At 36.7% G+C, this 21638-nt stretch carries 21 protein-coding genes and 1 pseudogene; 16 read left to right on the forward strand and 6 right to left on the reverse strand.

Annotated features, from left to right (window positions below):
- Positions 1-25 precede the first annotated feature (25 nt).
- The 11 genes from IGL98_RS03500 (at position 26) to IGL98_RS03550 (ending at position 7801) form a co-directional block, all read left to right on the forward strand.
- Positions 26-1393, forward strand: a complete 1368-nt coding sequence (locus tag IGL98_RS03500) for a PTS ascorbate transporter subunit IIC (RefSeq protein WP_206911791.1) — start codon at positions 26-28, stop codon at positions 1391-1393.
- The gene (locus tag IGL98_RS03505) at positions 1393-2223 is read left to right on the forward strand and encodes a transketolase (RefSeq protein ID WP_206841464.1); all 831 of its coding nucleotides are present in this window, start codon (positions 1393-1395) and stop codon (positions 2221-2223) included. Before IGL98_RS03500 ends, IGL98_RS03505 begins: the two co-directional genes overlap by 1 nt.
- Positions 2223-3146 (forward strand): transketolase family protein, encoded by a 924-nt coding sequence (locus IGL98_RS03510; RefSeq protein WP_206911792.1) that lies wholly within the window; start codon positions 2223-2225, stop codon positions 3144-3146. Before IGL98_RS03505 ends, IGL98_RS03510 begins: the two co-directional genes overlap by 1 nt.
- A gap of 122 nt (positions 3147-3268) precedes the next feature.
- Positions 3269-3799 (forward strand): DNA-3-methyladenine glycosylase I, encoded by a 531-nt coding sequence (locus tag IGL98_RS03515; protein WP_206841468.1) that lies wholly within the window; start codon positions 3269-3271, stop codon positions 3797-3799.
- A 301-nt stretch (positions 3800-4100) separates the two neighbouring features.
- Complete coding sequence (locus tag IGL98_RS03520; protein ID WP_206841471.1) at positions 4101-4493, forward strand: hypothetical protein; 393 nt, start codon at positions 4101-4103, stop codon at positions 4491-4493.
- A 1-nt stretch (position 4494) separates the two neighbouring features.
- Positions 4495-4644, forward strand: a complete 150-nt coding sequence (locus IGL98_RS03525) for a hypothetical protein (protein WP_206841473.1) — start codon at positions 4495-4497, stop codon at positions 4642-4644.
- Positions 4645-4841: 197 nt separating this feature from the next.
- Complete coding sequence (locus tag IGL98_RS03530; RefSeq protein WP_206841477.1) at positions 4842-5252, forward strand: hypothetical protein; 411 nt, start codon at positions 4842-4844, stop codon at positions 5250-5252.
- On the forward strand, positions 5253-6509 hold the full coding sequence (locus tag IGL98_RS03535; RefSeq protein WP_206841481.1) for a lipase: 1257 nt from the start codon (positions 5253-5255) through the stop codon (positions 6507-6509).
- A 457-nt stretch (positions 6510-6966) separates the two neighbouring features.
- Entirely contained in the window at positions 6967-7143 is a 177-nt protein-coding gene (locus tag IGL98_RS03540) for a hypothetical protein (RefSeq protein WP_206841483.1), read from the forward strand.
- Positions 7144-7254: 111 nt separating this feature from the next.
- Positions 7255-7527 (forward strand): hypothetical protein, encoded by a 273-nt coding sequence (locus IGL98_RS03545; protein ID WP_206841487.1) that lies wholly within the window; start codon positions 7255-7257, stop codon positions 7525-7527.
- Positions 7508-7801 carry a hypothetical protein gene (locus IGL98_RS03550; protein ID WP_206841489.1) on the forward strand — a complete coding sequence of 98 codons (294 nt, stop codon included), beginning with the start codon at positions 7508-7510 and terminating at the stop codon, positions 7799-7801. Before IGL98_RS03545 ends, IGL98_RS03550 begins: the two co-directional genes overlap by 20 nt.
- A gap of 335 nt (positions 7802-8136) precedes the next feature.
- Here the strand turns inward: IGL98_RS03550 and IGL98_RS03555 are convergent, their stop codons facing one another.
- Entirely contained in the window at positions 8137-8871 is a 735-nt protein-coding gene (locus tag IGL98_RS03555; protein ID WP_206841491.1) for a MerR family DNA-binding transcriptional regulator, read from the reverse strand.
- Positions 8872-9362: 491 nt separating this feature from the next.
- Here IGL98_RS03555 and IGL98_RS03560 point away from each other — a divergent pair, with 491 nt between their 5' ends.
- Positions 9363-11585 carry an ATP-binding cassette domain-containing protein gene (locus IGL98_RS03560; RefSeq protein WP_206911793.1) on the forward strand — a complete coding sequence of 741 codons (2223 nt, stop codon included), beginning with the start codon at positions 9363-9365 and terminating at the stop codon, positions 11583-11585.
- Positions 11586-11674: 89 nt separating this feature from the next.
- Here the strand turns inward: IGL98_RS03560 and IGL98_RS03565 are convergent, their stop codons facing one another.
- Positions 11675-11896, reverse strand: coding sequence for a hypothetical protein (locus IGL98_RS03565; protein WP_206911794.1), 222 nt, complete (start codon positions 11894-11896; stop codon positions 11675-11677).
- 915 nt (positions 11897-12811) lie between these two features.
- On the opposite strand from IGL98_RS03565, the gene IGL98_RS03570 reads away from it, so the two are divergent.
- On the forward strand, positions 12812-13435 hold the full coding sequence (locus tag IGL98_RS03570; protein ID WP_206911795.1) for a peptidoglycan amidohydrolase family protein: 624 nt from the start codon (positions 12812-12814) through the stop codon (positions 13433-13435).
- A gap of 105 nt (positions 13436-13540) precedes the next feature.
- Positions 13541-14239, forward strand: coding sequence for a phage tail tip lysozyme (locus IGL98_RS03575; RefSeq protein WP_206841499.1), 699 nt, complete (start codon positions 13541-13543; stop codon positions 14237-14239).
- 143 nt (positions 14240-14382) lie between these two features.
- Here the strand turns inward: IGL98_RS03575 and IGL98_RS03580 are convergent, their stop codons facing one another.
- From IGL98_RS03580 to IGL98_RS03595, 4 genes are all read right to left on the reverse strand, one after another.
- Positions 14383-15813, reverse strand: a complete 1431-nt coding sequence (locus tag IGL98_RS03580) for a 6-phospho-beta-glucosidase (RefSeq protein ID WP_206841501.1) — start codon at positions 15811-15813, stop codon at positions 14383-14385.
- Positions 15814-15955: 142 nt separating this feature from the next.
- Positions 15956-17287, reverse strand: a complete 1332-nt coding sequence (locus tag IGL98_RS03585; RefSeq protein ID WP_206841504.1) for a PTS sugar transporter subunit IIC — start codon at positions 17285-17287, stop codon at positions 15956-15958.
- A gap of 241 nt (positions 17288-17528) precedes the next feature.
- A complete protein-coding gene (locus IGL98_RS03590) occupies positions 17529-17948 on the reverse strand; it encodes an effector binding domain-containing protein (protein ID WP_206841506.1) in 420 nt (139 codons plus the stop codon).
- A gap of 157 nt (positions 17949-18105) precedes the next feature.
- A complete protein-coding gene (locus IGL98_RS03595) occupies positions 18106-18873 on the reverse strand; it encodes a MurR/RpiR family transcriptional regulator (RefSeq protein WP_206841509.1) in 768 nt (255 codons plus the stop codon).
- Between the two features lie 251 nt (positions 18874-19124).
- On the opposite strand from IGL98_RS03595, the gene IGL98_RS03600 reads away from it, so the two are divergent.
- Both IGL98_RS03600 and IGL98_RS03605 read left to right on the forward strand, forming a co-directional pair.
- Complete coding sequence (locus IGL98_RS03600) at positions 19125-20378, forward strand: transposase (protein WP_206847206.1); 1254 nt, start codon at positions 19125-19127, stop codon at positions 20376-20378.
- A gap of 294 nt (positions 20379-20672) precedes the next feature.
- Positions 20673-21626 (forward strand): annotated as a pseudogene (locus IGL98_RS03605) (N(4)-(beta-N-acetylglucosaminyl)-L-asparaginase).
- Positions 21627-21638 lie beyond the last annotated feature (12 nt).

Consider the following 21638-nt stretch of genomic DNA (forward strand, 5'->3'; position numbering starts at 1 on the left):
AGTCTAAAGAAGGTGGGAGAAAAATATGAATAGTATCTTAAATATATTGATCGATATTGCAAGTACTCCAGCAATTCTGGTAGCTTTGATCGCAGTTCTGGGCCTGGGGTTACAGAAAAAGCCGATTTCAGATGTTGTCCGTGGCGGAATCAAAACTTTTGTTGGGTTTTTAGTGGTAACTGCAGGAGCTGGTGTGATCGAAGGGTCACTAGCCCCATTTGGTGAAATGTTCCAGCATGCGTTTAACATGCAAGGTGTGGTGCCGAATAATGAAGCAATCGTTGCGTTGGCTTTGACAAAATATGGGACATATACAGCACTTATTATGTTAGCGGGAATGGCGTTTAATATTTTGATCGCCCGCATTACGAAATTTAAATATATTTATTTAACAGGTCATGCAACACTTTATATGGCTTGTATGATTGCGGTAATCATGAGTGTCACAAAAATGAGTGCCGTGCCGTTAGTCTTAGTTGGCGGTTTGGCCTTAGGATTAGCAAATACGATTTTTCCTACGATCGCTCAGCCATTTACCAAACAAATTACCAAGAATGATTCAGTGGCGTTGGGGCATACTGGAAACTTTGGTTATGCGCTTAGTGGTTTTATCGGAAAATATGTGGGGGATAAAAAGAAATCAACGGAAGATATCAATTTTCCAAAAGGCTTGTCATTCTTACGTGATTCGACGGTTAGTATTACGTTGACGATGGGAATTGTGTATACGATCGTGGCCTTGTTTGCAGGGAATGACTTTATTTCTGAAAATCTTAGTAATGGGACAAATTATATTATCTATGCGTTACAACAAGCAGGGATGTTTGCGGCAGGTGTGTTTGTGATCTTGGCTGGCGTTCGTTTGATTTTAGCTGAAATTGTACCGGCATTTAAAGGGATTTCTGAAAAATTAGTGCCTAACTCGATTCCAGCTTTAGATTGTCCGATTGTTTTTCCTTATGCACCAAATGCTGTTTTGGTTGGCTTTTTAACTAGTTTTGTTGGTGGGATCGTTAGTTTATTTATTATGATTGCGACAGGTACGACCGTGATTATTCCAGGTGTGGTGCCACATTTCTTCTGTGGTGCGACGGCCGGGGTTTTTGGAAATGCTACAGGTGGAGTTCGAGGTGCCGTTGTGGGTTCGTTTATTCATGGGGTGATTATTAGTTTTATGCCGATTTTACTAATGCCTGTTATGGGTGATTTAGGCTTCCAAGGGTCGACTTTCTCTGATACAGATTATGGTGTTGCGGGGATTTTTCTTGGTAAATTAGCAGATATGGGCGGTCAAATGGCTGTCGTTGTCGGTGTTTTAGCGGTGTTGGCGTTATTGATTGGATTAACGATTTTCGGCAAGAAAAAAACAACTGAGACGAAGGAGGCGGCATAATGGACACACAGAAATTTGCAGATCAGATTCGTTATTATACGATGAGAGAATTAGATAATTTAGGCTTTGGACATTTTGGCGGTAGCTTGTCCATTGTTGAAACGTTGGCTGTTTTGTATGGAAAAGTCTTGAATGTTTCACCAGAAAGAAAAGATGATCCAGACCGTGATTATTTTGTTTTATCGAAAGGACATGCAGGGCCTGCGCTATATGCTACGTTGTTTTTAAAAGGGTATTTCGACGAAGCATTTCTTTTTAGTTTAAATCAAAATGGGACAAATCTTCCTTCTCATCCAGACCGAATCAAAACACCGGGTGTGGATATGACAACAGGGTCTTTAGGTCAAGGAATCTCAGCGGCAACAGGGATCGCAAAAGGCAATCAGTTGTTAGGCAAAAGTAATTATACCTATGCAATCGTTGGTGACGGTGAATTAAATGAAGGACAGTGCTGGGAGGCGTTTCAGTTTGCGGCTCATCAAAAGTTGGATCATTTGATCGTATTGATTGATGATAATAAAAAACAGTTAGATGGTGATACAACAGATATTTGCGATCCATTTAATTTTGTCGAAAAAATGCAGGCCTTTGGGTTTAATAGTTGGCGTGTTGATGGCAGTGATGTTGATACAATTGAAGTTGCGTTGAATCAAGCGAAACAAATGATCGGTAAACCAACAGCGATTGTTTTAGATACAGTAAAAGGACAAGGGGTTCCTTACTTTGAAGCATTAGTGGACAATCATCATGTTCGTCCAGATGAAGCAGGAAAATTAGCCATCAAAGAAGCGATTGACGTGTTGGCTGAAAAGATCGAGGTGAATCAATAATGAAAGACTTAGAAATGCGACAAGTCTATACAAAAACGATTTTAGCGTTAGCAGAAAAAGATCCAAAAGTTGTAGCATTAGAAGCGGATCTAGCAAGTTCGATGGGAACAAGTAAATTAAAAGAGCAACTAGGAAAACGTTATATCAATGTGGGCATCATGGAAGCGGAAGAAATGGGAGCAGCAGCGGGTCTTGCTGTCACTGGTTTTGTCCCGTTTATCCATACCTTTGCGCCATTTGCAACGAGGCGTTCCTTTGATCAAGTCTTTCTATCTCTTGGTTATGCCAAGAATCATGCGGTAATTGTAGGAACTGATCCAGGTGTTACTGCTGAAATGAACGGCGGCACACATATGCCGTTTGAAGATATTGCCTTGATGCGGGTCATTCCGGGAAACCATATCTATGAAGTATCAGATCCATACCAATTTAAAGCGATTTTAGAATATGCACATACGGCACAAGGACTATTCTATATTCGAACGATTCGCAAACAAGCGAAGGCACTTTATACTGGTAAGGAAGATTTTTCTAAAGGGTATTGTAGGTTAAAAAAAGGAACAGCAGGTACGATTTTTGCTAGTGGAATTATGGTGGAAGAAGCTCTTCAGGCAGCGGAGGATTTAGAGAAACAAGGTATCTCAGTTCAAGTGATTGATTTGTTTAGAATCAAGCCGATGAATGAAGAAATAGTGATTGAAGCAGCTAAACTAGGACCAATTGTAACCGCAGAAAACCATAATGTTATTGGCGGATTGGGTAGTGGTGTAGCGCAAATAGTAGCTGAAAATCATCCTGTGAAAATGAAACGAATCGGTGTCAAAGAACAATTTGGTCAAGTTGGTAAAATGGCGTATTTAAAGGAAGTTTATGGATTAAAAGCAGAAGCTATTTCAAAAACGATGGTGGAATTATTAAAATAGGTGAACAGATGTAGAGTTTGGGTGTTTCTTCCAAACTTTTTTTTTAGTTGAGAAGTAGCGAATCCATCTCGTTATTTCTTTTGTGCTATTATAAAAGAAATAACTATTTGTAGGAGAAAAAGATGAAAGAAAAGCAACCGTCAAAATTCGACTGGTACCACAAGCAATGGGGCAAACCCACACATGATGATCGTTTACTTTTTATTTTACTCACTGTAGGAACGTTTCAAGCTGGTTTAAGTTGGAAAGCAGCAGCTGGTAAATTAGAGGCATTTTTGAAAAACTTTCATAATATGGAGATTCAGAAAGTTGCGGCTATGATGCCGGACGATGTGGAAAAAATCATGCAGGATCCTGAAATGATTCGTAACCCAAGAAAAATCAACGCAACAATTCAAAATGCTCAAGCGATTTTAGCGGTGCAAGAAGAATACGGAAGTTTCGCTGAATATATGTGGGATTTTGTGGGCGGTGTTCCTCAGTTGAATGTGTATGAAGAAGCTTACGAGGTTCCAAACGTTACAGTGTTATCGAAAAATGTAGCCAAGGATATGAAAAAGCATGGATTTACCTTTGTTGGTCCAGTAGTTACGTATATGTTTATGAAAGCCAGTGGGATGATTCAAGATGACGTGTTGAATCGAGAGTTATGATAACTTCTTAGAAATATAACGCTAAATAGGATGATTTAGATAGCGTTACAGATATACAGACGGTTGGTACCAGAAGTGATAAACGATTGGTTTAAGGTACCTCGATTTGTGGACGCCCAGTCTGTCACAGCTCATAATTCGTAGAAAATTATCCGACAATTAATTGTAATGAGTGGGTGACTTGAGTTATTTAAGATTATGATAATTCATAAATTAAATAACTTTATTTGGGAAGGGTTACAAGAGAATAGTCACTCTTGTGTTGAAATAATATTACTATTTATCTTTTCGGGAGGAAATAATGAATAAAAGAATTGCTATAATTGTTGGAATTATTACTATAGTGTTTATTGGATTTGGAGGGAAATTGTATATGGATAAAAAAGCAGAAGAAAAAGTCAAAGAAGAACAGATATTACAAGCAAAAAAAACTATAGCATTATTTGTTGTGCAGAATTATTCAGATGTAAAGTCAATAAAATTTTCTGAATTTAAGTACAATACAGAAACTGGATCTTGGCATGTTTCTGCTAAAGTTAATCAGGATAATTTAATAACATTTTCTTTAGAAAGAATAGATAAAGTAAATGTTGATTCTATAGGTACAAGAATAAATCCTGCTGCTTTTAAGTTAGAAAAAATAGAGAATAGAAATAGAACATTAAATGATATTGATATCTTAAAGGAGAATTAATATGATTAGTGATCAAGACTATAAGATATTGGCAGATGAAGTTTATGATGTTGATAATAAGAAAAATGATTATCCATGGGTAAAAGGAGATGCTTTAAGTAACCCTAAATTGTCAACAGATTATGAGTGGAGAATGGCACAGACCTTGTAATAAAGATAATGGCCGTTTTCCTAATTATAAATAAACAATCTTTAATATTCAAACATTGAATTGGAAGAATTGGGTGACTCGGGCTAATTAAAAGTATGGAAACTTGTAAGTTAAATAACATTACTTAGGAAAAAATCAATATCATATATATTTTTGTATTATGATAAGTTTACTATATATCTGTTTAGGGGGATATAATGAATAAACGAATTACAATAATAGTTGGAATTGTTATAGTGCTTATTGGTTTTGGAGGGAAATTGTATATGGATAAAAAAGCAGAAGAAAAAGCTAAAGAAGAACAACGAAATTTATTAGAAACAGAAAGAGAATCAGCAGTTGCATTGAAAAATAAATATAGAGAGATTAAATCCATAAAATTTGATAAAAGTAGTGGACCAGATAGGCAAACTATGACAGGAGCTTATCATATGAGAGTGACTATTACGAATAAAGAGCAACAATTTGTAGAAGTAAATCTAACTTATTGGAAAGAATCTCATGATATAGGAAGTATAGACATTTTGAATAAAAATGTTCAAAATAATGGCGTTACGAAAAATAAAATAGAAATAATTTATACAAATGGATCAAAGGAGACTATATAAATGGTTGATGATAAATCTTATAAAGAAATGAGTGAAAAAGTTTATTTACTAGATCCTAAACATAATGACTATAATTCAAACTTAAATAAAGGAAGTTTAACAGAATTTAACGATAAAGAATACAAAATTCTCGAAGTTGAAAACAACTCAGACAACGGAATGCAAGCAATGGCCGTTGCCCCAATAGTTAACGGAAAAGCAGACACCTCACAAGTTGTAATTGCTTACGCAGGAACGAATCAATCAGATAGTTTAGATCTAGCGACAGATATACAAACCGTTGGTGCAGGAAGTGAGAAACTGAAATCATTTGATTGGTTTGGAGCACCCGAAATGGTGGACGCCCAATCTGTCACAGCCCAGCAATTCGCAGAGTCTATTAGAAATCGGTATCCTTTTGCGACAATTACAACGACAGGACATTCTTTAGGAGAAAGTTTAGCTTTTTATATTGCCGCAGAAAACAAATGGCTTAACGTAGGATTCAATGGTCCTTATGCTGGAAGCATGATGTCAAAAGATGGAAAAAAATGGGCAAAAGACAACCCAGGTATGTTTTATAACTATCGAAATAGGAATGATGCTGTCGGAGGACTTCGAGTGACCGGTCGAGAGTTTGCCATTATTATTGATATGGAGAAAGACAAAAAGATGGCTGATCGATTTGGTGGCGCTTACCATAGTCTGGCTATGTGGGAATTTGATAAAAAAACGGGTCGATTGTTAATTCCTGATAATGAGTTCAACGTAAAAGCAATAAAAAAAAGAGCGGAGAATGATAAACAGCAGTTACTAGGTGTTCTTAGTGGCACACAAGCATGGATGAAGTTCTTGCGAAATAAGTTAAAGAAAAGTGGTGGCGGTTTATCAGCCAATGAAGCTATTTTCTTAGACAGTGTTGAAGCACTTCTTGTGTTAAATGCACAAATGAGTACGGTCAATGCGACGTTTTTAGAGGCAGAAAGTTTCCTTCGTCGGAAAACAGAAAAAGCAGAACAAGCTTGGCAAAACTCCTTGAAAGCAGGAATAACATTAGGGCATGATTTGAGCGAACCAGAAGTACTGGACGCACTCGAATCTATAGGTGTCAGTAAATCAATCATTTGCGACCGACCTAAAGAGAGAAATGAATCCAAAATTGCTGAATACAGAGAAATCGCAAGTAGCTGTGATACGCTCAAAACAGAAATTCATGGAAGTATTGAAAAACTGTTATCTGTGGATCAACAATTAGCGAAACAATTTCAACCAGACTAACTGTAAAGGAATGCGTTAAGAATGGATAAAGAAGAAGAATTAAAGCTAGAGTATATGAAAGAAGTACGAATATAGGAGGAAAAAGAAGATCAGTTAGCTTGGAACAAAAGAAAAATAGTTCAAGAAATAGACGACTATGTCAAAGAAACTGAGTATTGGGCTGGAAAACTTCCTTATGGTCGTGAAGCTCTATCTGAAGCGTATCATTATTTCCAAAATGAATCATTGGAGTTAGAGGATCGATTTCATCAAGAAAGAAAAAAAATAATGAACGAGATGGAAGAGTTAGTAGAAAATTATAGAAAAGAATTACGTAATTTAGAAAATTAAAAGGAGGATTTTAGAGGACAAGGTAGAGCTATTCACAGATGAAATTCTTGATGAAGCTGGATTAAAAGAGCTTAGAAAAGCGAGACAAAAAAATACTATTCGTTCATTCGTAGGGACTGCCGCGCTCATGGATCACGCATCAAGAGAACAAGAAGTAAAATCAATTACTGACACGTACATAAATGAATTGAAAAGTTCTTTAGAGAGTTTATCAAGTAATTTAGGTAGCTCTTTAAAAGGACAAGCTGGAAAAAAAGTAAAAGAAGCAATAAAACAGCAGGCCTCAAAAATTCAATCAATATAGGGATAGAATTTTTGAATTTTTTTCGATTGCTAAACGTTTCTGGACTGTTGGATTTTGGTATAATTTTTTATGATGTTGACTAAACAATTAAATTAGAAAAGAGGTGTTTTTATGGACGAAAAAGAACTTGAACTTGAAAGGGAACGACAAAAAGAGCTTGTCCGAAAAATCGGCGAGGAAGCTGTAGTGAAGCAGCAACAAATGCATGCGACTGTTGAAAAAAATACTAGTGAAATAATGGCTCGTATGCTTGAAACCATTCAAGATACACAGAGATTAGTAGAGAAGTGGGAACAACCAGCAAAGAAACCCGACCTTCATCTTGTACCACCCCTTTCCTCAGAAACACCAAAAGAGGTACCTCATGACAGAAACCCGACCTAAAATAAACGTAGAAATGAATCTCGCACAGTACTATCCATATGTTCGTGAAGAATTAAAAAAAGAACTAGAAGGACAGTTTCCTAATAATCCAGAAGCTGTCGCAGAACATTTAGGTTTTGCAGATAATCTTCACATGCTAGAACAAGAAATGGAAAAAATCCTGGCTTCTGTTGACCAACGAATGATTGCAGCAGAAAATAATGCATTGACTTTTTTTAGAAGCTTCACCCGAGCGTATTCCTCTTCATATCAAGCGGTTAGCTACTTTCTATGAACAGTGGAAACATGAAAATAGCTGAATAGTCAAGTTGCAAAGAAAGACTACATTCTATTCTCCTTGGCTTGTCTTTTCGAGAGTATGGGACGGGAGCATTTATTCAGAAAGGAGTTGCTTCTGCTCTCATCATTTATCTAGATTCCATGTGAGTGGGATATGACTCGTAGAGTTATGTCCCACTCATTTTTTTACTTAGAATCCTGCATATCCTTTGGAAAGTACAGAAAAGGCTATTCAATTTATAGAAATGATTTCTTTTTATGACACGAGTAACCGCAGTAGCTAGGAACAAAGTAACATAATCTACCTTGTTCTTAGCTACTTATTGTATTTCAATAAAAATCAGTGCTAGGAAAATCTTCAAAAAAATCTGGCTGTAAAAATTGAATCAGCGCATAAATATACTTGTTGGCAATCATTTGACGTTTAAGAAGTTCATTCAAAGCACGTAAGGATTGTTCTGCTAATTCAATCATTCGCTTAGGTGAATCTGCTTGAAATTGCGCCAATATTTCTCGGATTTCATTTAATGACCAAGTAGAGGCTCGAATCAAACGGATAAATAATAATTGTTGTAAGGCATGTTCATCAAACATTCGATAGTTACTGTCACTATCCCGTGGGACTTCAAGGAGTCGTTCTTTGGTCCAGTGGCGAATCGTAGTTTCAGGAATCGCTAAACGTTCAGCTGTTTCACCAATCGTCAGCCAACCTCGAGTGGGTAACAGCGTGATTTCTTGCCATTCCTCGTCGTGGAGGAGGGCTAAGGTTTGATCAGATATATTTTTTCGTTGATTTAGTTTAACTTGTTCTTCATTCAATAACCAAAAAGCGGCTGTAAAGTTATGGCTTTGGATAGCGGCCATGATGTCATTTGTAGCGTGATAGCCATAAGTGAGCGTAGTTGTTCGAATCGCACGAAAGTAATGCAAACTTTCTTCAGTATAAAGTCGATAACCACTGCTGCTTCGCTCAGGTGAGGGGATGAGTTGCTTTTTTTCATAATGCCGTAATAAACTGGTACTGATATTCAATTCTCTGGCAATATCAATGGGTCGAATACTCATGGGATATTCCTCCGGATAACAATGTTTTTGATTATTATAAGCTATTTAACAAACTTTGTAATCTATAACCTTGGAACTTGCACAAATGTGCTACGATAGGGTTAGTCTAGTGGTATCTAGCTATACAGGCTAACCTTTCGGGAAAAAGATAAAAATAGAATGAGACAGAAAGCGCCTCAGTCGATTTTTCCTATTTTCCAGTCAAGGTTGAACGAGCCTGTTCCGCTTTTATTGGTATCTAGCTGCACAGGCTAACCTTTCGGGAAAAAGATAAAAATAGAATGAGACAGAAAGCGTCTCAGTCGATTTTTCCTATTTTCCAGTCAAGGTTGAACGAGCCTGTTCCGCTTTTAACTGTTATCTAGCTGCACAAATCAATCCTTAGGAAAATAAATAAATTGTCAGTGAAATGAAGGGCATTTCAATACCAATTTCCTAATTTTCTACAGGATTAACCGATTTGTTCCGCTTTTATTTTAAGGAGGATTTTTATGACAGAATATGTAACAATCAATGGGGCACGAGAAAATAATTTAAAAAATGTCTCAGTAAAAATACCGAAACGAAAAATAACTGTTTTTACAGGTGTTTCGGGTTCAGGAAAATCCTCGATTGTATTTGAAACGATCGCTAATGAATCGCAACGACAATTAAATGAAACCTTTAGTGCGTTTATACAAAATTTTCTACCGAAATATCAGCACCCAGATGTGGACAGCATTGAAAATTTATCGACTTCAGTGGTTATCAATCAAAAGCGTTTAGGTGGCAATTCTCGTTCAACATTAGGAACGATCACAGATATCAATCCTTTGCTGCGCGTGCTTTTTTCAAGATTTGGGAAGCCTAGTATTGGAACAGCCAATTATTTTTCCTTTAATGATCAAGCAGGTATGTGTCCAGAGTGTCAAGGAATTGGGCGAACACTGAGAATCGATGAAGATAAATTTTTAGATCCTTCACAGTCTTTAAAAAGTGGAGCGATCCAGTTTTCTGCGTTTAAAAACACAGAATGGCATATGAAAGGCTATTTAGATTCAGGTTTATTTGACAATGATAAGAAAATTTCAGAGTATACAGAACAAGAATTGGATACACTGCTTTTTGGAAAAGATATTAAAGTTAAAATCGAGGATGTTAATTTCACATATGAAGGGTTATTTGCAAAGTTCAATCGCCTCTATTTGCAAAAAGAAGGCGAAATATCACCACGAACCCAGAAACTGATTAATGAATATACCCATGAAGCAACTTGTCCGCTTTGCCAGGGAAAACGTTTGTCACAAGCTTCGTTAGCTGTAACAGTCGGTGACTATTCAATTGCAGATTTTACTTCTATCGAATTGATTAAAATGCTGGATGTCTTAGAAACGATCGAAATCCCAAATGCTACGCCGATCATTAAAAATCTGAAAGAAAAAATCAGTCACTTAGTTGAAATTGGGTTAGGCTATTTAAGTTTAAATCGAGAAACCGCAACATTATCTGGCGGTGAGTCTCAACGGGTCAAGATGGTCAAGCATTTAAATAATAGTCTGGTGGATTTGATTTACATATTTGATGAACCAAGCATCGGACTGCATCCTAGAGATGTTCACCGTTTAAATGAATTGTTGTTCAAACTAAGAGATAAAGGCAATACTGTCATTGTGATCGAACATGATCCAGATGTGATTAAAATTGCCGACCATGTGATCGAAGTTGGTCCTCAGGCAGGAAAACATGGTGGAAATATTATGTTTGAAGGAACGTATAAGGACTTACTCGAGTCAGACACGCTAACAGGAAACTGCTTGAAAAATCAAACAGAGTTGAAAAAACAGGTTAGACCAGCAGTCGATTTTTACCAAGGACGTCTTTCAAGTAAGCATAACTTAAAGGAGACAGCTTTACGGATTCCGAAAAAGACCTTAACGATGATTACAGGTGTGGCAGGATCAGGGAAAAGTACCTTGGTCAAAGAATCCTTTTTATCAGAATTTCCTGAAACCATCGTGATCGATCAAGCTGCAGCTCAAACAAATTCACGTTCAAATCCAGCAACGTATATTGGGATCATGGACAACATCAGAAAGCTATTTGGAAAAGCCAACGATGTTTCGCCTTCATTATTTAGCTATAATTCCAAAGGCGGCTGTGAAAATTGTAAAGGGCAAGGATTCATTGAGACAAATTTAGCGTTTATGGAAGCAATAAAAAGCGAATGTGATGTGTGCCATGGCAAACGCTATAAACAAGAAGTGTTAGATTATCAGTTCCAAGGAAAAAACATCACAGAAGTATTAGCATTAACAGTTGAAGAGGCATTGGTATTCTTCAAAGAGCCAGCAATTTTGAAAAAAATACAAGCCATGGAACAAGTTGGTTTGAGCTATTTAACCTTAGGACAACCGATGAATACCTTATCTGGCGGGGAATGTCAGCGGATGAAATTAGCCAGTGAGTTTTACAAAAAAGGCAGTATTTACGTTTTAGATGAACCATCAACGGGACTTCATTTATCGGATATCGAACACTTGACGGAAATCATGAATCATTTGGTAGATCAAGGTAATACGGTTATTGTGATCGAGCATCATGTTGACTTGATCAAGCAAGGGGATTGGATCGTTGATATTGGCCCTGATGGGGGTAATCAAGGTGGGGAAATTGTTTTTGAAGGGAAACCAGAAGAAATAAAAAATAGTCATTCGATTACAGGACAGTTTATTTAGCGATAATTAAAAAGTCGGAGAGAAATGTCTCTTCGACTTTTTCTATTTCTATAAATCATTCGTTATTTTCTGTTCGTAAATTTAGTCAACTATTCATCTGTTTCGGTTATTAAAGTATCAAAATTTTGATAAACTACTTCAAACATTTCAGCACAAGCTTTCATTTCTTGTGGATTTCTTCTTACTTTACCTTCAAGAAAGTGAGTCATAAAATGCAAGGCCTCATGCCACTCTTTCAATTCATACAAATAAGCTTTTACATCCAAAATATTCTGATAAGTGATTGTGTTTGCTTCCTGTGATTTTCTCATGTCTACATTCTCCTAGTCTAAATTTGATTAAAATCCCAACTAGATAGGCAAACAAAAAACGATCAGACCCACGCCTCATCGTTTTCAATAGACACACCCACAGAACACTTGTCTACGCAATTCAAAAGAATTTCTCACATAAGGTAGAAATCTACACTGAAATTGGGTACAATAAAACAAGCTGGTACTTTGGTATTGGCTATCGGCAACTTGTATTGGCAGTGCTTGCTGTCTTTACAGGGCCTCATAATTTTGGTTCCCGCCAAAATGTGAGGTGCCGTTTTTTATTTTCTATCAGGTTGTTGTTATATAATAGGATAGAAACAAAAAAAGATATCGGGAAAATTTCCCAATACCTGTTCATCAATAGTATGAACTAACCTTACTATTCCACTTCTCATCAAATAAAACTCGACAAAAAAGAAGGGGTCAAAGACACTTGATTTTTGTACAATGAAAGAAGCTAGTTGTAATGCTAGCGACTATTGGCGACTTGTTTGGGCAGTGCTTGCTGATTTTACAAGGACTTCAAGTATGAGGTTCCCGCCAGATACTTGAGGTGCCAATGGTTATTTATATGTGATTGAGCTTTGCGAACTTTTCCTAGTTCGTAAAGCTTTTTTCGTTTCTATCCTATATTAATAAGTATAAAGAACTTGACATTAATGGTCAATACGAACACGGGAGAAAATCAAGTAATTATCTAGCGTTCTATTGATATACACTCTTAAAGTCTAAAACATTTAAGTGATAAACTACTAGATTAGTTAGAGAACTCTTAAACTGGTTCGGATTGTTAAGAATAGTCCATTGACAGTAATCTGGGAGAAAACAGAAAGTTTTAGAAGTCAAAATAGTGATAATCTGTATATACGGTTAAGGCCTAACCTGAAAAATAAGGAAGGAGGAATTCAAATGGCAAGTATTGAAGCAATGATTAAATGGATGACTGACAGAAAAGGAAAAGTTGTTTATTCGAATGCTCGACCATGGGGTGGAGGAAATCCACCTCAATATGATTGTTCATCCGCTGTTATTTCAGCATTACAAGCAGGGGGATTTGTAGAAAGCAATCTAAATGAAGGGTGGACAGGTTCATTACATGATAGTATTTTACCTAAAATAGCTACGAAAATTTCTCGATCTGAGTGTAGAAAAGGCGATATATTTGTAGCTAAATATTGGGACTTCTATGGACATACTGGTTTTTTTATAGACAACAATACAATCATTCATTGTAATGCAGGTGATATGACAATTAATACAACGGTTGCAGATGGAAGAATGGCACCAGATCCTATCGAATACTATAGATTGAATGGTGTTACTGAACCGCCAAAAGATGAAAAAAAAGGAGAGATAACTATGCAATGTTTATATGCTAAAGGAAATGCAATGTATTATTTTACAGGAGATAAAATCAAGATTTTAACTAGTCCGACACAAGCAAATATTCTAAAATTATTTATCGTGATAACAATGGTAAAGATATGCCAGTTTATGACTGGAGTGGTACGAATCCAACAGCAGGTTTTTTAGAAGCTGCATTAAAAAATAATTTAGTTGGCTAGGTTTGATACCAAGAACATAGCTTTCTAACTATTTTATAAATAGACTGTAAATAAATATAAGGGAGGCAAAATAGTGGGACAAATAGAGACAGCTCAACAAATTTGGAATTACTTAGTTTCTAACGGTTGGACAAAGGAATCTGTTGCGGGGATTTTAGGTAACATGCAATCGGAAAGTGGTATTATTGCTGATCGTTGGGAATCCGATGATGTAGGTAACTTGATAGGTGGATATGGCTTAGTACAATGGACACCAGCTACTAAATATATTAATTGGGCGAAAGAGAATGACTTAGTTTATCAGGATGTTATTAGTCAATGCAAGAGACTGGAATGGGAAGTGTCACAAAATAAACAGTTTAACCATCCTAGCATGACGTTCAAGCAGTTTACTCAAAGCACTCAATCGCCAGAGAATTTAGCAGAAATTTTTATTCGTTATTATGAAAGACCGAAAAATCCGGATCAGCCAATAAGACAAACACAGGCAAGATATTGGTATAATTTATTGAAAAATTCAAATATAACTGAACCACCAAAAGATGAAAAAAAGGGAGAGATAACTATGCAATGTTTATATGCCAAAGGAAATGCAATGTACTATTTTACAGGAGATAAAATCAAGATTTTAACTAGTCCAACGCAAGTAAATATTTTGAAAATCATTTATCGTGATAATAATGGTAAAGATATGCCAGTCTATGATTGGACGGGTACGAATCCAACAGCAGGAATTTTAGAAGCTGCACTAAAAAATAATTTAGTAGGATAAGTTCAATTTTAGTACATGTCGTACAATAGATTTTAAAATTAGCTTTATAGTGTGTATTTTTAAGTGAAACAGACAAACTAAGAGGAGAAAATAAACTGTGTAAGTGCAGTTATTTTCTCCTCTTATTCTTATATCCAAGTCGCTTACAACTCTTCCCCATTACTCTTAATCACTTGCTGATACCAATCAAATGATTTCTTCTTAGAACGCTTCAACGTCCCTTGCCCTTCATTATCCTTATCCACATAGATAAAACCATACCGTTTCTTCATCTCACCAGTCCCCGCAGAAACCAAATCAATAAAGCCCCAAGGCGTATATCCAATCAATGGAATACCGTCAAATTTAACAGCTTCTTTCATCATCTCAATATGAGCTTTCAAATAATCAATCCGATATTGGTCATTGATCGTGCCATCTGGTTCAATTTCATCGATCGCACCAAAGCCATTTTCCACAATAAACAAAGGCAATTCATAGCGCTCATTAAACCAGTTCATCGCATAACGCAAACCAAGTGGATCGATTTGCCAACCCCAATCAGAAGCTTCTACATAAGGATTCTTAACTAAATCTTGCGACTCATCATAATCAAAAGCAGGCCCCTTATCATGATCTTTAATAGCAAACGACATATAGTAACTAAAGCCGATATAATCCACGCAACCATGTGTTAAATCAGTCAAATCCTGTTCCGTAATATCTAAATCAAACCCTTTACGAGCTAAATAGTTTTCCATAAAGCTTGGATAATGCCCTCTCACATGAACATCTGTAAACCAGTAACGTTTTTGCATGGCACTGACTGACATCATCATATCTTTGGGATTACAAGAATACGGATAAATGGGGCACATCGCGATCATACAACCAATTTGAAAATCAGGATTGATCTCATGACCGATTTTAACAGCTTGTGCGCTAGCTACTAACTCATAATGAGACGCTTGATACATGATTTTTTCACGATCTTCACCTTCTTGGTATTTGATCCCAGAGTTGGTAAACGGCGCAAAGTCTTCCGCGTAATTCGCTTGATTATTGATTTCATTGAAAGTCATCCAATAAGTGACTTTATCTTTATAACGTTCAAAACAAACACGAGCAAACTTCGCAAAGAAATCAATCATTTTACGATTACGCCAGCCACCATATTCAGTAACTAAATGATAAGGCATTTCAAAATGAGATAAGGTAATTACAGGTTCGATCCCATATTTTAAACATTCATCGAATAAATCATCGTAAAACTGCAAGCCTTCTTCATTTGGTTCAGCTTCATCCCCATTTGGGAAAATCCGTGTCCAGGCAATCGATGTCCGGAAACAATTTAACCCAAGATCAGCGAATAATTTCACATCTTCTTTGTAATGATGATAAAAATCGATGGCTTCATGGTTAGGGTAATTTTCGCCTTTTAACACGCCGTCTGTGATTCGTCTAGGCACGCCATGAGCGCCAACGGTCATAACGTCAGCAACACTGACACCTTTACCACCTTGATTCCAACCACCTTCTAATTGATGGGCTGCAACAGCGCCGCCCCAAAGGAAATTTTCTCTTAAAATTGACATATGATCTACTCCTTTTACTTACAAATTTATTCGTTTCTATTTCTAATTCATGTTTGAACATTAAAATCACCACACAGCTGGGAGGAATTAATTGAACTGAATCAGCTGTGCAGTGATGTTTAAGTCAGTTTAGAACGGATGTTTAAGCTTCAGCTTCAATTTCTTCTAACACGTCTTCTGTAATAGGTTGATTTGTTTCTTGTGCATAGTTTATAGCATCCATTTTTCTAGCAAATGGTAGGTAAATAAAGAATCCTAACGTTAAAACAAATGCTTGTAGTAACGCTGCTTGCCAACCGCCAACTAATAATCCAGAAATGATTGGCGGCGTTGTCCAAGGCACTTGAACTGCTGTAAATAATGGGACTAAACCAGTGTACAAAGCGAAATAAGTAATAACAGATGACACGACAGGCGTTAAAATAAATGGAATCGCCATGATCGGGTTCATTACGATCGGTGTGGCAAATGTGATTGGTTCATTAATGTTGAACACGGCAGGTCCAATTGACAAACGACCTAATTGTTTGAATTGTGCTGATTTTGCAAAGAACACCATATAAACCACTAATCCAAGTGTCATACCAGCACCCGTTACAGTTAAAAATTGATCTAAGAATTGTTGCGTTACGATATGACCACCGTTTGCAACAGTCAATTCTTTACCGGCTTTTAAAATATCTGTGTTTTCTAAAGAATTGGCTTGTAAAATCGGACCCATGATTCCGCCGACGATCGTTGAACCGTGAACACCGAAGAACCAGAATAATGGGACTAAGAAACCAAGTACTAACGCACCGCCCAAGGAATCAGTCACTCCTTGAAGTGGAGATTGTAAGACATCATAAATGAAATCAAAGAATGTTGTTTTAAAGACTTTATCAAAGAAAATATAGACAAACATTGCACCAGTAATCAAAGCCGCAGCAGGAATCAAGGCAGTAAATGAGTTTGCTACGTTTTCAGGAACAGCTTCAGGTAATTTGATCCGAATATCGTGACGTAAGAACCAGCTGTAAACCCAACCAACGATAAGACCAACGATGATTGCTGTGATCATTCCCTTACCAGCAGTCCAGTCTTTATTGATAACATTTCCAATCGTTACACCGCTGTCTAAATCAGTCACATCGGGAGACATAAATAAAATAAAGACAACAAGGGAAATCATTCCGGCAGGTAGACCTTCAAAGCCTTCTGTTTTTACATAGGAATAAGCGATCCCAATTACCGCAAAAACTGACATGATGGCAAAAGATGCCCCATAAGCTTGATTGAAGTAAACGACCAAACCACTGTCGGTGATCCATTTTGCCACTGACTCGATCGGTAAATTGGCTAATAATAGAAAAATCGAACCCACGATTGTAAATGGCATTGTGTACAACATACCATTTCTCAATGCTGTAATCGCTTTCGTGTTGACGAACTTTAAAACGGGTGGTAGAACTTTTTCATTGATCCATTCATTCATTCTAAACCTCTCCTTTGGTTAACTAAAGTAACGGAAAATAATTGCGTATAGTAGTATTTCAATAGAGCGGCCGCTCTGATTTAAATCTACTGAATACGTTTACATATACACTATAAAAGAAATTTTACGGATTTGAAATAGGTTATGCTTGTTCAGAAACATGTACCGAGTAAAAAAACAAATCAATTAAAAATACGACCTAGAAACAAATCAAAAAGCAATTTATTTCTAGGTCGTACGTTTATTTACTTACTGCGGGTAGTTTTAATGTAATTTTTTTATTCTCAAAATCAAGAAGTTGAATATTGTTTGTTCCACCAATTCCATATTCAGGTGATTGGTAAAGCTCACCATAACTTGCGCCGATAAAGTTATCGATATCTGCTAATGTTTCAAAAGGGCCTGTAAAGATAGCATAATCGCCAGCTTCTACTGTAAAGGTTCGATTGCCTTCACTATCTTCAACAAAATATTTGTACGTACCATTACTTTCATCTGAATCATTGATAATGATAGCTTGGACACTTTTTTTATCAGTAGGCAGAATCTCTAGTTTTTGGTTGTTCACTTCAGCAAAATCTTCTGGTGTTCTCGGAATAGCAAATTTGTACTGTTTTCCTGTGATTATTTCGTTGTCCAAATGCTCGATGTTAAAAGACATGAACCGTCACACTCCTCTTTAATAATAGGTTAGATGTACTTTAATTTAATTATGTTTGGTTTCTGATGCTCGGTACATCATCTCAAAAACCATAGCAACTCTTGAGCGTTTTGTCAAAATTTCAGTATTATGATCAGTGTGAAAAAAGTTCGTCAGTTTAGTTATTTTTGTGATCAGATTGCTCAGCAAACGCTTTACCAGCTTGATGAGCAAGTAGTTCAATCAAGGCAATAACTGGGATTTGTGTCGTGATATTGATATAAGGATCGGTGTAAATAGATCGTTCATCGGGCATATAATAAGAAATATTGTAATCAGCTAAACGAGCGATCGTTGAATGTTCATCATTGGTAATACTTAGGATTTTAGCACCAGATCGTTTAAAATCAGTTGCTTGTTTGATTATTTCAGAGGTTTCACCTGAAACAGAGAGGATAATCGCTAACGTATTTTCAAACCCTCGTTGAGGAATAGGTGTAAATGGATCCCCGATACTATATGCGTTAATGCCCATATTGGCAAAATAGCGACTACCGTAATTTCCCAAAATACCACTTGTACCAATGCCTGAAAAAACGATATGGCGAGCAGAGGAAATCATCGTGACCGCGGGTTTCAATGTTTCATAATATGTTTGTTGATTAAGACGTTTTAAAAAAGAATCAACATGGATTGTAGCATCATAATATTGTTCGAAGGAGTGTTCTTCTTGTTGTTGTTCTTTTTTGATGGCATATTTTAATTCTGAAAAACCATCGAATCCCATTTTTGAACAAAAACGTAAAATCGTTGATGTGGACACGTGACAATTTGTAGAAAGTTGTCGAATTGTTAACTTTGGAATATTGTCCATATGTTCTAAGATGTAGTGATAAACAAGCATTTCCAGCTCATTTAATGACTGGACTTTTTCTAAATCAAACAAAAAGATCCCTCCTGCGCAAAGATAGTAGTTCCTTCATTTTTTATATAAGAAACAAAAAAAGTATACAACTTATATTGTACAGGAAACGTTGCTATTTCGCTTGTTATTACTATTTTTTATCTATATGAACTAATTTCATAATTCCAACCCCTTGAGGCGCAAGAGTTAAAATTAAATAAAAAAAGGGAACCTCCCCATTTTTGATATAATGTAGTTACGACACAAGCATAATCAAAAAGGAGTGTTCCCTTATGACCATTATACAACAACCTACTTTCATTGACATAGAAATTTTAATACAACTTGATGTCAAAGAACGACATGCCCATATTTTCTCCCCAATCGATTTTTATCCAATGGTATTGCTCTTTCAAAAAGAAACCCACGTCGGTGCTCCCATTACTCTCAACTATGAGGCGGCTATTAGAGCGATGATTACCCGCTATATTGAGGGGATTCCATCGATTAAAGCCCTTGTTCAACGATTAAACGAAGATGTCGCCTTCAAACTAAGTTTGGGCTTTCTTTATTCTGAACGGGTGCCTTCAGAAGCGAGTTTCTGTCGAATCATGAAAATCTTAAGTGATAACCCAACAGTTTTAGTTCAATTAAACGACGAGTTACTGGCCAAAATCAATCAAGAATTTCAAATTTATACGGAAATCGTTGCCATCGATGCAACCTCTGTTGACGGTCATTCCAAGCCTAAAAAAACAGAGAACGAAAAAGTCTCATCGACAACTGTTCAAAAAGAAATGACACTTAAAGAGATCCGCCAAGAATTACCGATTTATCCTTCGTGGGGTGTGAAAGCAAACAGTCAAGGCAAACATAATTATTGGTTCGGTTATAAGACCCATTATGCCGTCACGGCCCATAGCCAATATATCTTAGCTGGCATCACAACGTCTGCCTTTGTCGCAGATGTCAGTGTTGCGATCCCCTTAATGATGAAAGTAGCCGATTTAGGTATCGAAGATACCATGGTTCTAATGGACAAAGGCTATGACGCTCACTCCATCTATGAAAAAGCCCATGAGTTAAAACTTGAACCGATTATTGATTTAAAACGTGTGCCTAAAAATGATGGCGAAATTGATCGTTTTTACGCCCCAACGTGCTTACTAGAATATAGTTACAAGTATGATAGTTTTGATAAGCGTTACAGTGCATTAAAATTTACGAAACCTGAAACCCATTGTCGCGATTGTCCGTTAAGAAATGAAGGCCTCTGTCAAACCGTCATTAAAATCAAACAATCTGACAACTTTCGCAAGTACTCACAGCCAGCCCGAGGTACACGGGCATGGCGGAAACATTACAAAGAGCGAACATCAGTCGAACGCGTTAATGCCTATCTTAAAGACAATTATAGCCTTAATAGCACGAACTATTTTATCGCCACACGAGTGGTAGTCGAACACCAATTAATCCAACTGGCTTACAATTTAAAAACATTTTGCGCACAATTATTAGCTAAAAAAGAAGCAGTCATGTCATTTTAAAAATGATTTATTTAAAATTGGATGAGTGTTTACTTTTTTTAAAAGTGAATTATGAAATTGGCTCAAGTATACTTTCCATAAGATATTTAGGGAAAAGATGTGCTTACTAAACCAACAATTCCTTTTGATTCCACCGTTTATCCGGATTCCATAAGACTAGGATAGGACTCACAGAGTTATGCCTCAGTTTCTTATTTTTTGAACGATAGATTTCGGTATATACTAAATTGTATATATCGTGCATAATGCAAGTATAAAATATTGAAAACGCTATTTTAAAGGATGGGGATGCAAATGCCATGGGGAATAATTGCTACTTGGCGAATGGCACACGATGGTGTCGTTCAAGCAAGTGAATCACTGACAAAGAATGGTCAAGCAGGAGATGCAATTGAGGCAACAATTCAAACGATTTAAATTTATCCATACTATAAATCTGTTGGATTCGGTGGTTTACCTAACGCTGAGGGCATCTTAGAAATGGATGCTGCTTTTATGGATGGTGATACATTTAAGATTGGCGCAGTTGCTGGAATCACGGATACGAAAAATCCGATTTCTGTTGCTAGAAAATTAAGTGATGAAAAGTTCAACAGTTTTAGAGTTGGAGAAGGCGCAACAAAATATGCCATGCTTAATGGATTTGAGCGGAAAAATATGTTGACCCAAAGAGCACATCGAATCTGGGAAAAACGAGTAGAAGAAATCGCTAAAAGTAATTTAAGCCCATATGATGGACATGATACGATCGGCGCAATTTCTCTTGATACAAAAGGCAGTATGGCGGCTGGAACTTCTAGTTCTGGTTTGTTTATGAAAAAACCAGGACGTGTAGGAGATTCGCCGTTATCTGGTTCTGGTTTTTATGTGGATAGCGAAATCGGAGGAGCATCCGCTACAGGTTTAGGGGAAGATTTGATGAAAGGATGTTTGGCTTATGAAATTGTTCGTTTGATGGGTGAGGGGAAGACACCACAAGAAGCTTGCGATCAAGCCGTCTATACGTTTAATGATAAGCTGACCAAACGTTATGGTAAAGCTGGAGCATTCTCTTTAGTCGCAATGAATAAAGTGGGTCAATGGGGCGTTGCCACCAATGTTGAGTTTACCTTCAGTGTAGCAAATCATCGAGAAAAGCCGGCAATTTATCTAGCTAATATGGGTGAAAATCATCAAACGATCATTGAGCCGATAACGCAAGAATGGCTAGATGCCTATGAAAAACGAATCAAAGCACCTATTGATTAATAAAAAACAAAG

This window comes from Enterococcus sp. DIV0840, from assembly GCF_050527835.1.
Lineage (GTDB): Bacteria > Bacillota > Bacilli > Lactobacillales > Enterococcaceae > Enterococcus_L > Enterococcus_L ureasiticus.